Origin of the sequence: Streptomyces sp. NBC_01092, assembly GCF_045039535.1 — a bacterium.
Lineage (GTDB): Bacteria > Actinomycetota > Actinomycetes > Streptomycetales > Streptomycetaceae > Streptomyces.
The window spans coordinates 4,662,586-4,675,648 of the sequence record NZ_CP108659.1; the positions used below are offsets into that span (position 1 = coordinate 4,662,586).

At 67.9% G+C, this 13,063-nt stretch carries 9 protein-coding genes and 1 pseudogene; 1 reads left to right on the forward strand and 9 read right to left on the reverse strand.

Going from position 1 to position 13,063, the window contains the following annotated elements; genetic code table 11:
* Positions 1 to 4: 4 nt before the first annotated feature.
* On the reverse strand, positions 5 to 3,133 hold the full coding sequence (locus OG254_RS20885; RefSeq protein WP_405583847.1) for an AfsR/SARP family transcriptional regulator: 3,129 nt from the start codon (positions 3,131 to 3,133) through the stop codon (positions 5 to 7).
* Positions 3,134 to 3,410: 277 nt separating this feature from the next.
* A pseudogene (locus tag OG254_RS20890) lies at positions 3,411 to 3,744 on the reverse strand (aspartate aminotransferase family protein); the annotation flags it as partial.
* 86 nt (positions 3,745 to 3,830) lie between these two features.
* Between OG254_RS20890 and OG254_RS20895 the strand changes: the two are divergent.
* A complete protein-coding gene (locus OG254_RS20895) occupies positions 3,831 to 4,742 on the forward strand; it encodes a LysR family transcriptional regulator (RefSeq protein WP_405583849.1) in 912 nt (303 codons plus the stop codon).
* Between the two features lie 134 nt (positions 4,743 to 4,876).
* Here the strand turns inward: OG254_RS20895 and OG254_RS20900 are convergent, their stop codons facing one another.
* The 7 genes from OG254_RS20900 to OG254_RS20930 all read right to left on the reverse strand — a co-directional run bounded on the left by OG254_RS20900 (position 4,877) and on the right by OG254_RS20930 (position 12,994).
* Positions 4,877 to 5,572, reverse strand: a complete 696-nt coding sequence (locus tag OG254_RS20900) for a thioesterase II family protein (RefSeq protein WP_405583851.1) — start codon at positions 5,570 to 5,572, stop codon at positions 4,877 to 4,879.
* A 241-nt stretch (positions 5,573 to 5,813) separates the two neighbouring features.
* Positions 5,814 to 6,857 (reverse strand): GNAT family N-acetyltransferase, encoded by a 1,044-nt coding sequence (locus OG254_RS20905; RefSeq protein WP_405583853.1) that lies wholly within the window; start codon positions 6,855 to 6,857, stop codon positions 5,814 to 5,816.
* A gap of 81 nt (positions 6,858 to 6,938) precedes the next feature.
* On the reverse strand, positions 6,939 to 7,109 hold the full coding sequence (locus OG254_RS20910; RefSeq protein WP_405583855.1) for a hypothetical protein: 171 nt from the start codon (positions 7,107 to 7,109) through the stop codon (positions 6,939 to 6,941).
* Positions 7,110 to 7,299: 190 nt separating this feature from the next.
* A complete protein-coding gene (locus OG254_RS20915; protein ID WP_405583857.1) occupies positions 7,300 to 8,520 on the reverse strand; it encodes an ATP-dependent carboxylate-amine ligase in 1,221 nt (406 codons plus the stop codon).
* Entirely contained in the window at positions 8,460 to 9,041 is a 582-nt protein-coding gene (locus OG254_RS20920; RefSeq protein ID WP_405583859.1) for a DegT/DnrJ/EryC1/StrS family aminotransferase, read from the reverse strand. The genes OG254_RS20915 and OG254_RS20920 overlap by 61 nt, the downstream gene beginning before the upstream one ends.
* A 327-nt stretch (positions 9,042 to 9,368) precedes the next feature.
* On the reverse strand, positions 9,369 to 10,376 hold the full coding sequence (gene gntD, locus OG254_RS20925; protein ID WP_405583861.1) for a guanitoxin biosynthesis L-enduracididine beta-hydroxylase GntD: 1,008 nt from the start codon (positions 10,374 to 10,376) through the stop codon (positions 9,369 to 9,371).
* 17 nt (positions 10,377 to 10,393) lie between these two features.
* The gene (locus tag OG254_RS20930) at positions 10,394 to 12,994 is read right to left on the reverse strand and encodes an amino acid adenylation domain-containing protein (RefSeq protein ID WP_405583863.1); all 2,601 of its coding nucleotides are present in this window, start codon (positions 12,992 to 12,994) and stop codon (positions 10,394 to 10,396) included.
* Between the last annotated feature and the right edge of the window lie 69 nt (positions 12,995 to 13,063).

A 13,063-nucleotide genomic window follows, 5' to 3' on the forward strand; every position in this document is an offset into this window, starting at 1 on the left:
GTCCTCAAGGGTGCCTTCGGCAGGTGACGCACTGGGCACCGGGACGTGCTGTACGAGACGTACCACGTCGGCAGGTCGTCCCCCGGACACCCACGCCCGCAACGAGACCCGCAACCTGCCCCTGGACCAGGCTGCCGGTGGCCGGCGCCGCGGCTTCCACGTCGGTGAGGTGACCGAAGTCCGTCAGCGGCGTCGTGTTCATGGTCGTCAAAGGCAGCTCCGGATCAGCGACGACGGGCACCGCTTCCGGGTCCGGCGTACGTTCCTCCAGCCGGTGGAGGTTCCGCCGGATCTCCTCCGCGCCCGGATGGCCGAACTCCTCGAACACCGCAAGCGCCTGCCGCCAGTTGTCGCGGGCCGTCTCCGGTTCGCCCGCGGCCAGGCGGACGTCGGCGAGGTGGCCGAGGGTGTGGGCCTCGCCCCAGCGGTTGCCGGCAGCCCGGTGCGCTTCGAGTGCTCGGCGGTAGTGCCGGATCGCGTCGTCGTGGTGGTGGAGCAGGTGCCGGACGGTGCCGAGCCGGTCGAGTGCGATGCCTTCGAACCAGCTGTTCCCGGCGGCGCGCAGGACGACCAGCGCCCGCTGAAGGCAGTCGACGGCGTCGTCGAACCGGTGCAGGTGCCGGTAGGCGTCGCCCAGGTCGGCCAGGGCGATGCCCTCCCCCCAGGCGTGGCCGCGAACCCGGGAGACGGCCAGCGCACGGCGGGTGTACTCGACGGCCCGGTGCGGCCTGCCGCTGCGCAGGTGGGCAGGGCCCAGATCGGCCACGGCCTGGTGCCCGCCCTGCCTGTCCCCGAGCTCCCGGTGCCGGACAATCGCCTGCCGGAGGTGGTCGACGGCCTCGTCGGACCGGCCCGCCGCCGTCAGCGCGGCGGCCAGATCGCTGTGACTCCATGCCTCGCCCGTGCGGTCGTGGGCGGCGCGGGCGGCGTCATGGGCGGTCCGGGCGGTGTCGAGCCAGTCATGCGGATGGCCGCGCAGGTGGAAGTACCCCCACAGGGCGGAGGTCAGCCGCCATGCGATGCCGGCTCGGCGGGCCGCGGCGGCCCGGTGCACAGCAGCGACGAGGTTGCGGCGTTCGGTCTCGCACCACTCCAGGGCCTGGTCGTACCCGGTGAACACCGACGGGCGGCAGCCGGGGGGCAGGGGGTCGAGGGGGATCCGGCGGCGATGCGGGGCGAGGTGGGCGTGGGCGGCGTCCGCGGTGTGCAGGTACCAGCACAGAAGCCGCTCAAGGGCCCGGCCCCGCTCCCCCGGTGTCTCTTCCATGACGGCGCATTCGGCCGCGTGGACCCGCAGCAGGTCATGCAAGGCGTAGCGACCGGGTGCGTGTTCGGCGAGCAGGTGGGCGCGGGTGAGTTCCAGGAGCAGTGGGCGTGTCGCACGGAGCGGGAGTCCGGCGAGGGCGGCCGCGGCGGGCGCGCAGATGTCCGGGCCGGAGTGCAGGCCCACCAGGCGGAACAGCCGGGCGGCCGGGACGGACAACGCCGCGCACGACGAGGAGAAGGCGGCACGCAGGTCCGTGGCGAGGTCGCCGTCGGCGAACGCGTCGAGGCTGCCCGCGTCGGCCCGCAGTTCCTCGGCGATGGCGCGGAGCGGGAAGCCGGGGTGGGTGGCCGCACGGGCGGCGACAATGGCGAGAGCCAGCGGCAGCCGGGCGCAGCGCGCGATGATCTCTTCCGTCGCCTGCGGTTCCGCCGCCGGGCGTGCGGCGCCGACGCGGCGCACCAGGAAGGCGTGTGCCTCGGCGGGCGTCAACGGGTTCAGAGTCAGCGGATGCGCCCCGTCGCCCGCGATGAGGCCGGTGAGTTGGTTGCGGCTGGTGACGATGACCAGGCAGCCGGGAGAACCGGGCAGCAGAGGGCGGACATGCTCGGTGTCGCGTGCGTTGTCGAGGAGGATCAGCATCCGTCGGTCGGCGAGCAGGCTGCGGTACAGGGCCGCCTGGGCGTCGAAGCGGTGGGGTATGCGCCGCGGGGGGACGCCGAGCGCGTCGAGGAGAGCGCGGATCGCTTCGTCCGGCGGCACGACCGGGCCGGTCGGGTCGAAACCGCGCAGGTCGATGGAGAGCTGTCCGTCGGGGTAGCGGTGGGCGACCCGATGGGCCCAGTGCACGGCCAGGGCGGTCTTGCCGGTGCCCGCCATGCCGGTGATGGCGCTGATGACCACCGTGGCCGGATGCGTTCCGTCGTCGGGCAACAGAGCCTGGGCCTGCTCCAGTTCGACTCGACGGCCGGTGAAGGCGGGCAGATCGGCGGGAAGCTGCGCGGGGAGGGCCGAGTGATCGACGGCCGGCGACACCGGCTGGTGTGCCCCGTTCTGCCGAGGGGAGGGGTCCAGCGAAGCGTCGGCCGCCAGGATGCGGTCGTGCATCTCCCGCAGCGGCACACCGGGTTCCACGCCCAGTTCGTCCAGCAGGGTGCTCCGCGTCCGGCGGTACGCCGCCAGCGCCTCGGCCTGCCGTCCGGACCGGTACAGCGCCAGCATGAACAGCCGGCACAGCCGTTCGCGCAGCGGGTGCTCGCTGGTCAGCGCGGTCAACTCGGCGATCACCTCGCCGTGGCGCCCCAGCGAGACGTCGATGTCCAGCCGCAGCTCCAGCGTGGCCAGCCGCTCCTCGGTCAGCCGGGAGCGTTCGGCTTCGGCCAGCGGGCCGGGGAGTCCGGCCAGCGGCGTCTCCTCCCATCCGTCGAGCGCGCGGTGCAGGAGCTCCGCGGCGGCCGACACCTCGCCCGCGGCGCGCAGTCTCTTCGCCTCGGCGACCCGCCGCTCGAACAGGCCCAGATCCAGGGCGTGTTCCGGGGCTCGGGCCAGGTATCCGCCCGCCGCCGACTCGACCACCCGCGGCGACGCACTGGCGTCCCGCCCCGGTTCGAGCACCTTGCGCAACCGCGACACATAGCTCCGCAGCACGGCCACGGCCGTGGCCGGCGGTTCGTCACCCCATACGGCGTCGATGAGTTCGGCGATCGTGACGGGGCGCCCGCGTCGTAGCAACAGGGCTGCCAGCACCACTCGTTGCTGCGGCGGACCCAGGTCCAGTTCACCCTCGCCGTGCCATGCCCTGACCGGCCCCAGCACCGCGAAGCGCAGGGACTGTTCAGGCAGGGATTCTTCAGGTGCTGCTGTGTTCACGAATCTGTCCAGGTCGTCGGCGACGTCGAGGGGGCTGGCTGGTGGGCCGGTACGTCGTAGGTCAGAAGACACCGGGCCATAAGGGCACACTCAAGCCACGAATGTGTCCGCGCGGCGTGCGGCGCGTCAGGTCACCGGGCCCTGGCGGTAGGCGTGGACGACTGCCTGGACGCGGTCGCGGGGGCCGAGTTCGGCGAGGATGCGGGTGGCGTTCACCCTCAGACGAAGGTCTTGACGCTCTCCTGGCAAAACTGAAGGGCTGCGGCGATCTCGCAGAGACGATCTCGTGCCTGCCGGTGACGAGCTCGGCCATCGGGATCACAGCCTCGTTCGACTCGGCGCCGCCGCCGGCAACAGCGCCTTGTCCAGCGGTGCGGGCAGGGTGCCGGCCGACCGTCGAGCTAGGTCGACCACCGGGCGGCTGAGCATTCCGCTGAAGAGGGTCCAGGGGCGCGATCCGAGGATCCTCCGACAGTCCGCGGTGAACAGGAACTCGCGGCGGCACGGTCGATGATCTCGCGGGTGAACTCACCTCCATGGCGCACGAGGTGCCTGTCGCTATCGGCCCAGAAGGTTTCGACGGACGGAGCGGCGGCGGTCGAAGCAACCATGAATCGACGGTAGGTCGCGCCCGAGCGGCAGGTCCATCTCACAATTCCGGTCGCCCTGTTCGGAAAATCCGAACAACAATGGCGGCATGATGAACCCCTGGAGGCTGCGGCTTCTGAGCCAACTGGACACGCTGGGCACCATCCGGGCAGTCGCCCAAGCCGCCAACCTGAGCCCGTCCAGCGTGTCCCAACAGCTCGGCGTGCTCGAGGCCGAGACTCGCACCCAACTGCTGGAACGAACGGGACGCCGAGTGCGGCTGACCCCGGCCGGGCTGATCCTCGCACGGCGGGCGCGCGCGATCCTCGATCACATGGAGGGCGTGGAGGCGGAGCTGCGCGGGTTCGGAGAGGAGCCGGCCGGCCTGGTGCGGCTCGGGGCGTTCCAGAGCGCGATCCACACCATGACCGTGCCGGCGGTGACCCGGCTGGCGCGCCGGCATCCGCACCTCGACGTGGAACTGCTGCAGTTGGAACCGCACGAGAGCATTCCCGCGCTGCGGGTCGGCGACGCGGACATCATCATCACGACCACGGACTTCGACGAGCTGCCGTTGGGGCCGGACCTCGACCTCGTGCCGGTTGCCACGGACCCGATCCTGCTGGTGCTCCCGCCTGGGCATCCCGCGGCCGGGGGCGGCCCCGTGGATCTCGCGGCCTGCGCGGACGAACCATGGGCGTTCGACAAGCCCCAGTCGTACATGGCGAATCTGGCGCTACGGCTGTGCCGTCAATCGGGGTTCGAGCCCCGGGTGGTGTGCCGGTTCAGCAACTACATGATGACGCTGGAGCACATCGAGGCCGGGCTCTCGATCGCGCTGCTGCCCGGCCTCGCGGTCGAACGCAGCCGATACCGCGTCGCCACCAGGGAACTCGCGCCTCACGTGACCCGCACGATCACGGCGGCGATCCGCCACGGCTCACCGCCACGCGCGGCGGTGAGCGCGGTGTTGGAGGCCCTGCGAGACGAAGGGGACCTGCCGCTGCCGGGTGACGGGTGACGGTCTTGGCACGCCGCTGCCCGGCAGACAGGTCCTCCACGTTTCCGAGGGATTGACAAGGTGTCACATCACGGCTGGCCGGATCGGTCATGTTGAATGGGGGAGCCTCCCTTTGCCGCTCAGCCCCGGTCCTCCTACACACCCAGGGCGGCGCGGAGCGTGGCGAGCACCTCCTCCTGCCTCGGAACCAGATAAAAGTGGTCTCCGGCGAACCTCTCCGCCCGGAACCCGGCCTGCGTGGCCCCCGACCATCCGGCCATCTCCGCGCCGGTTACGTAAGGGTCGGCAACTGCGTTGAGCGCCAGAACCGGTGTCACTGCGAGTGGTTCCGCCAATGGCGCGTAAGCCTCAAACAGAGTGAAATCTGCACGGATATAGGGCAGGACCAGATCGCGCAGCTCCAGATCCTTCAGGACCAGAGCATCGGTGCCTCCCATCTTCATCAGTTCCGCGGCGAGGGCCGCGTCGTCCAGCCCTGCGATGGGTGGTCTGTTGTCGGCGACCTGCGGCGAACGGCACGCCGAGGCGAACAGATGAACGGGCGCCTGACCGATCTCCTCAAGATGACGAGCCGCCTCATAGGCGACCAGAGCGCCCAGGCTGTGACCGAACAGGGCCGTCGGGCGCTCGTCCAGCGTGGCGATCGCTTCGCCGACTTCGCGGCCGAGCTGCTCCAGATCCTCGGGAAATGGGTCTCCGAAACGATCGGCCCGACCCGGATACTGGACACCGACCACCTCGACGTCGGGTCCCATGGTCCAGGAGCGGAAGGCCGCAGCAGAGCCGCCCGCGTGCGCGAAACAGACGAGCCGCGCCTGGGCACCGGGCATGGGCCGGGGGCAGCGGAACCAGATCTCGGACGAGGTCCGCGGAGCGCGACGAGTTCTCAACTCCCCACCATCTCTTCCCTCTCCGAGTGAACCACCCGGCCTCTCGCGAGCACAGCGGTGACGGCCCCCAACCCGTGACAGGCGGCGGCGAATTCCAGGGACTCTTTGGCGAGCCGCAGCCACAGGAATTTTTCCCCGCTTCGGCGGACCGACCACCCCTGACTGATCACTGGTGAGGTTTTCACAAGCAGAGGCTCCACTGGACGGTGCACCAGTCCGGATGGTAGGCCGCGGGCATAAGCCCTTCGAGCCGCCATCCGCCCCCTTGCATGAGGGCAGTGGTCGCGGGCGACGCCGGAAGATGCGTATAGAGCTTCCGGCCCAGGGTTCCGAAGAGTCGGGGGATCTCGTCGAGCATGAAGCCGAACGCTTCGGGAGACTTCGCGCACAGCGGCATGAGCTTCACCGGGTCGCCCTTCTTGGGGCCGGCGGCGACGGTTCCCTGGATCGCCCCGGACGAGTCGACCGCCACATAAATGATCTTGTATTTCTGATTGAGGTCCCTGCCGAACCGGCGGTCGTGGCCATCGAACAGCGCCCGGACCCAGTCGTCGTCCACGCCCTGGAAGGCGCTGGGCATTGAATCCAGGATGAGATCGCGCACCACGGCCGCGTCGCCGTCCTCGAACAGGCGCATGTGCAGGTCACACCGTGACTCGCCGCCTGCCGCGACGAGCCCGCGGTAGAGAATCAGCTCGGTCATGCCGGGCTTGTACTGGCTCGGCGACTCCCCGGCGAGCCTGAACCCATGGCGCGTGAAGAACGTGATGGCCGGTGCGTTCTCCGCGGCGACCGTGCAGTAGAGCTGCCGAGCGCCCTGCTCCCAGGCGAAAGCCAGGGCGGTGCGCAGGAGCACGCTCCCGAAACCGTCGCGCCGGCGATGGCTCGGAATCAGGGTCAGCGGGCTGATCTTGACAGTCCCCTGCCGTTTGACCGCGAGGTGCAGGGCGCCCAGTCGCTGCGCATGCGGCGAGCCGTCCGACCAGAGAACGAAGGTTCGCTGCGCCACTGAGAAATGGCCGTAGCTGTCGGCTCCCGCGGCGAGATGAGCGTCGAGGACCCTGTCCGCGTGCGCCTCGTGATCTCCGTCGTAGAAGGGGTCGAGACTGGACGCGAAAAGGCTTCTCAAGAATTCCCGGTCGTCTTCGGTCGCGAGCGCTACGACGGGACCCGATGGACATCGTGAGGCTTCATCGCTGAATTTGTTATTTGTGAGGATTGTCATCGAACATCAGCCTTGTCTGGTCGGGTAATGTAAGACGAATTCGAGTGATCTCCGGGACGCGTGAGCAGCGCGTCAGGCGGGTCATTCGCCAGGCCGGGCCATGAGGTGACGGCGCCCGCCGAACCAGGCCACGAGTGCGGCCAGGGATCCGGCCACCGCGGCCGACGTGAGCACCGCGCCGACCCGGGAGCCCTCGATGACGAGCCCTCCGAGCTGTGTGCCGAGCGAACTGCCCGCGACGGTCCCCGTCATGACCCAGGTGAAAGCCTGCGCAGTGGTGCCGCTGGGCGCATGAGCTTCAGCATCCCGGCTCGGCCGCGGCGATCGACCTGCCGGGCAGCCAGCGGTCCGAGCGCTGCCCCGCCGAAGGTGTAAACGAACGACCAGAACATCGCGGCCCCGATCTCCGGTCTCGCGAAGAGACGGCCGTAGGCTGAGGCCTTCACGACGCGTCCTCCGTCACCAGTTCGAAGGTGTCCAAGACTTCGGTCATCCGGTCCTCCACGATCTGACGGGACGGGCCGACAATCTGCACGTAACCGGCGGAGGCGTGGGAGGCTCGCTGATCGGGCAGGTCGTCGCCGCTCGCGACGTTCATCCGGCCGCGAACCACCCCGGGCATGGAAAGCAGCGTCTCCAGGGGCGTGACCTTGACGACGCGACCGGGCTTGTAGGGGAGCAACAGGTCTCCGGCACAGCGCGGCGCCGAGTACTCCAGCGATGGCACGCGGCCCAGGTATGTGTCGAGCGTCGCAGCCATCATGTCGAAGTTCCGGGCGAGCCCATGGTTGGAGGGCAGCTCGCAGCCGGCGAGCCTGGCTCCCACCTCGCTCATGTGGATGCCACCGTCGTCTGATCGAAAGAACTCCATGTGCAGGTAGCCGTGGTCGATGCGCATACCGTCGACGATGCGCTGAACCAGTTCCTTCGCGTCGATGCCCAGTTCATCGTCGACGCCGAGGCTGATGGAGCCGTTGATGCCGCCGTAGACGGTCTCCAGCAGCGCGCACGGCGTCCACGAGACGTAGGTGTCGAGGACCCGTCCGTGAGCGGCGAGAGCGCACAACTGGTACTCGCGTCCGGTGAGGAACTCCTCCACCATCCACCGCCGTGAGGGAGGCAGTGGAAGGAGCCTCGCGAGATCGTGCTCGTCGTCGAGCTTGTAGGTGTCGAGGGATGACCAGCCATCGACCGGCTTGAGGATAAGCGGCCATCCGTGCACGGACGCGAAGCCGAGGACGTCGTCGCGATCCGCGACCTCAGCGAACTCCGCACAGGGGATGCCGATTTCCCGGAACCGCCGCTTCATTGCGGTCTTGTCCCGGACCCAGGCGACCTGCTCGGCGTCGAGGTGCGGCAGGCCAACGAGGCCGGCGAACCTCTGGGAGATCTCCTGTAGGGGCTCCTGTGGGTTGCAGAAGTGGGCCGGTCGTGCCGGGAGCCCCGCCACCCAAGTGAGGTAGCGCTCAGCCTCCCGCCAGATGTCGGCGTCGGCGGCGATGGTGAACGTGGGGATGTCCGCCGTGCGCAGGAGGTGGTCAGCGGGCAGTGAGGAGAGGTGCTCTTCGAACCTCAAGAGCACGAGGTCGAGATCGTCTCGGCTCAGGACGTGATCGGTGAAGGTGCCGGGCCGGCCATCGACGAGCAGGAGACAGGGACGCATGACTTCTCTCCGGAGAGGACGAAGCGGACGAGGTCGCTGAAGCGGATCTGTTCTTTGGACGAGTACTCGGGCGCGACCGGGATGCTGAACGTTCGGGCCGGCAGGTCCCCGGTCCGGGCGAATCCGTCACGGGAGATCGCGCATGAGTCGCCCTCGGCGGGGTTCCAGGGGAAGCCGTCGGAGTAGAGCGACTTGCGGTCTCTGAGGACAGGGTGGTCGAGGAGGAAATACCGATCGAGCGCAAATGTCGGAATGGATCGTTCTTCCAGGATCCGTAGGAATCTGTCGCGGTGTTCGGCGGTAGGCGTGACGATGCGCATGCCCAGCTTCGAGTCGCCCGGCCCCCGCGGTGCGAGCTCCATGCCCGGCAGATCGCTCAGGGCGTCCTGCAGGATCGCGTGGTTGCGTTCGAGGTCGGCACCGGTCTCCTCGAGTCGTCGCAGCTGCTGTAGCTGGATGGCGCAGACTGCCTCACTGACCCCGAGGTTCTCGCCGTAGAAGGAATTCTCCTGGCTGCGCATGGTCTTCCAGTCCGCGTTCTCACGGACATGCACCAGCCCGCCCTGTCCCGAAGTGAGCATCCCTCGGTGCCGACCATGGCACCGTCTGGGGGGACTGCGCCCATGGCCTGGGCGCAGTCCTCAATGACGAAGCGGACATGGGGACTGCCGACGTCCCTGCCGTCGAGATGGACGAGGATCACACGCTCGGCGTCGCCCGGGAGCAGGCTGGTATCCATCAGGAACCTGTCGTCGACATCGACGCAGACGGGAATCAGACCCGGCAGCGCGACCCCATAGGGCAGACACCGCATTTCATTCACCCGCTCGCAGCACAGATCCCCTACCTCAGCCGATCACTCGGCAGGAGGATGAGCGACGGAGACCGCGCGAAGCGCGAAGGTTCCTTGTCACCGTGAGCTTCTTGAGCCAGCGGTCACGTCCGTCGTACTTCGCGCGGAAAGGACGTCGGCCGTGCACCGCGGTGAAGTTGTCGACGTAGACGATGTCGCCTGGCTCGAGAACGACGTCGTACTCAGCGATCATGAGCTTCTCGCAGATCTCCTTGAGCGCCTCCTCGGCCTCGGGGTCGGTCCCGAAGGTCGTCATGTAGAAGGGGTCAAGCCGCAGGTAAGGCTCATCGGGGTGACCGAAGAGGACGGCCACGGGGTCCGGACTGTCCCGCAGCTTCTGGATCTCTGACAGTCCGAAATGGGTTCCGTCGTCGAGGGCCTGACCCAGATGCTCGGTGTCGGGATAGATCACGTAACGGGGCTCGGAGAGGATCTTCTTGGCATCTTCGCTGAGCTCGATGTCCCGAATCGAGGCGACCGTTGTGGGAACCCGGTCGAGGTTACGTATGCCGAGCAGGCCGACATAATCGCACCGATAGGGATGGAACGCGTCCTCGGTGTGCCATCCGAGCAGGACGTCACTGCTGTGGCCGCTCTGCTCGTGCTCGACGCCCTGCAGGGGCAGGACGTTCTGAATCAGACTGCCGTTCTGGATGGTCGACCAACCGTAGACCTCGCCGAGGCACATACCGGTGAGCGCGAGGAAGAGTTCCTCTCTCCGCAACGAGTCGGGTTCGGCCCAGCTCACCGGGGTTGGCTCGATCCCGTCCGGGTCCAGGCGGAAGCCTCGGATCGCGAACGCGCTACCGGTCTCCGCGTTGCGGAAACCGCTCAGCGCCTCGCGCAGACCCGCGGGGACGCCGGCCAGATACCGCCACGCAAGGTCGTACAGGTCACCGGCCCTCGGGTCGTGCCCCGCTCGCACAATGTCGTGGATGACAGAGTCGAGCGCCTCGACATCTTCTTCGCTCAGCACATAGGTCACGGGCGTCTTGGGGGGCATGCGTGTATCCGCCTCTCTCATTTAACGGCTTTGACGGCGACCATCGAGTCGGCCCACCAGTAGGTGCAGTCACTCGGCGGCGCGAGATCGCGCACCACCTCCACCGAGAACGAGGAGAAATGCTTGAGCAAGCTGCGCTGGTGGGAGCGTCCGACGGTGTCGATCTCGTTGGTGTAGTAGGAGAAGACGCCTCCGGTCCGAAGATGAGCGGCGGCCGCCTCGAAGAAGTTCTCCGCGTAGTTGGTGCTGTGCACGACCGTGTCGCGATACTCGCGCTCGTTGGTCGGATAGGTGTCGAAGAAGATCGCGTCGAACTGTCCGAGCTGGTCGATCGCCTCGTCCCAGAACCCGCGAACCAGCCGGATGTCGCGGTCCGGGTAGCCTTCGCGCCATCGTTCGAACGCGACGATGACGTCTTCGTTCGGCTCGATGACCGTGTAGGAAGCTGCTCCGAACTCCTGGATGAAGGTGGCCGAGATTCCCATGCCGAAGCCCACCTCCAGCACGTGCCCTCGGCTCTCGGTGACGTGGGCCGCCATCGCCCGCATCAGCGGGCGCTCCCAGTCCTGCATGACCTCCTGGCCCTCGATGACCAGCTGCGAGGGCGTGTATCGAGCTCCGCTCCGATCCCAGGACCCATTGATGACAGGTCGGTCGACGCCGCGTGTCTGCGACGCGACGAGCCGGTCCAGATGCTCCAGATCCGACTGGAATTCACTGAGAGAACGTTCCAGCATCCAGGTGCGACGGTGACCAATCGGCGTCCCGAGAAATTTTGGATCGCTGACCGAGACCGTCACGTCGAACGCTGCGGAACGCGTCTTGAAGGTCTCCTTGGCGGCGGGACGGGCAGAGTCGCGCCGTACCAGGTCCTCCACAAGCTCCGTGAGATCCGACAGACGGCTGTGCTCCATGAGTTGACGCAGCGCAACCCGGACTCCGAACACCGCGCCGATTCGCGCACTGAGACGTGCGATCTTCAGCGAATCGCCACCAAGATCGAAGAAATCATCTCTCCCAGTGGCCGGGGCAGTGCCCAGCAGCGACTCCCAGATGTCCGAGAGCTCGGCTTCGGTGCGAGAGAAGGACCGGGCCCCTTTCGGGTCGGTGACGATACGCCCGGCAGCGGGCAGCGCCGCCCGGTCGACCTTGCCCCCAGGCGTGAACGGCAGCGCGTCGAGCGTTGCCCACTTCGCCGGGACCATGTGGTCCGGGAGCCGCTTCCGGAGGTCCTCGGCGAGCTCCCGCACATTCACCTCTCCCACGACGTAAGCCGTGATCGCGACCTCGTCGCGGTCCTTTTCGGCCTGAGCGTGAGCTGCGCGGACGCTGGGATGAGTACGCAGAGCGTGCTCTACCTCGCCGAGCTCGACCCGGAAACCACGGATCTTGACCTGGCCGTCCCGTCTGCCGTGAAACTCAAGAACGCCATCTGACCGCCTGCGGACCATGTCCCCAGTCCGATACATGCGTGTACCGGAGTCACTCGCGAACGGGTCGTGCAGGAAGCGGTCGGCGGTCTCCTCGGCGCGGTTCAGATAGCCGGCGGCGACTCGCGGCCCGGAAATGAACAGTTCCCCGACAGCACCGTCCTCGACGGGGTGCAGCTGTTCGTCCAGGACATAGACACGGGTTCCGGGGAGCGGCGACCCGATCGGGACCGACACTGACGGGTTCTTCCCCTCAGCCATCGCCGGAGTGACCGGGTACACCGTGGCGGTGATCGTGCCCTCAGTGGGCCCGTAGCAGCAGATGACATCCGCCGGAACGTCCTTGGCGAACCACTCTTGGAGGTCCCCATAGCGGATGACGTCATTGCCGATGTTCAGCAGCCGCAGGGTGCGCAGCCGGGGATCGCGGCGTTCGACATGGGCGAGCGTCTCGCGGAGGTAGGCCGGAGAGATGTCAACCACCGTGATGCCCAGCTCCGCGATCTTGTCGGGGATCTCCTGCGGCATCCAGAAATCGGCGTCGGGCAGGACAAGCGTGGCCCCGCTGAGGACCGCGAGGCCGACCTGCTCGAGTGACACGTCGAAGACCGGGCCTGCCAGCATCAGGATCCGATCGCCGGAGCTGCACCCGTAGACGTCCCGGACCCTCGTCAGGTGGTGGAGGAACGCCTCGTGGCTGACCATCACGCCTTTGGGCGTACCGGTTGAGCCCGAAGTGTGGATGATGTAGGCGAGATCACGCGTATCAGGCGCCGCCGCCGCGAATGCCGACAGACGTTCAATGCTCAGGCCTCGACCAATGAGAACGTGGACCTGTGCGGCTTCAACGATCGACTGCCTGCGCTCGGCCGGCTGGTCCGGATCGATCGGGACATGGATCCCGCCGGCCCGGAAGATTGCCAGGAGCGCCACGAAGTGGTCGATCGAGCGCGGGATCTCCACCGCGACCCGCGCTCGGTGCGCGACGCCCAGGTCTCGCAAACGGATCGCGAGCTGCGTCGCCTGTTCGTCGAGCTCGGCGTAGGTCAGCACGGCATCGCCATGCTGGATGGCCGGCGCGTCGGGTGTGAGCAAAGCGTACTTCGCCAGGTGGTCGGCGAGGGCCCTGGGGACCGGCTGCCCCGGGCCGTCCAGGGGTGGTGCGCCACGCCGATCAGCGTCTGCCATCGTCCGGTGCTCCACGTGTGCATGAAGGGCTGACAATCGAGACCCTCCTCCGTATCTCCTGTGGTCCAG

What these genes read in the sequence shown, in the direction of transcription:
- OG254_RS20900 (WP_405583851.1), bottom strand. Translation starts at nt 5,572, where the DNA reads ATGCCCGGTGCCCAGGCGCGGCTCGTCTGTTTCGCGCACGCGGGCGGC.
- gntD (WP_405583861.1), bottom strand. Translation starts at nt 10,376, where the DNA reads ATGCCCCCCAAGACGCCCGTGACCTATGTGCTGAGCGAAGAAGATGTC.
- OG254_RS20905 (WP_405583853.1), bottom strand. Translation starts at nt 6,857, where the DNA reads ATGACAATCCTCACAAATAACAAATTCAGCGATGAAGCCTCACGATGT.
- OG254_RS20930 (WP_405583863.1), bottom strand. Translation starts at nt 12,994, where the DNA reads ATGGCAGACGCTGATCGGCGTGGCGCACCACCCCTGGACGGCCCGGGG.
- OG254_RS20920 (WP_405583859.1), bottom strand. Translation starts at nt 9,041, where the DNA reads ATGCGCAGCCAGGAGAATTCCTTCTACGGCGAGAACCTCGGGGTCAGT.
- OG254_RS20915 (WP_405583857.1), bottom strand. Translation starts at nt 8,520, where the DNA reads ATGCGTCCCTGTCTCCTGCTCGTCGATGGCCGGCCCGGCACCTTCACC.
- OG254_RS20895 (WP_405583849.1), top strand. Translation starts at nt 3,831, where the DNA reads ATGATGAACCCCTGGAGGCTGCGGCTTCTGAGCCAACTGGACACGCTG.
- OG254_RS20910 (WP_405583855.1), bottom strand. Translation starts at nt 7,109, where the DNA reads ATGACGGGGACCGTCGCGGGCAGTTCGCTCGGCACACAGCTCGGAGGG.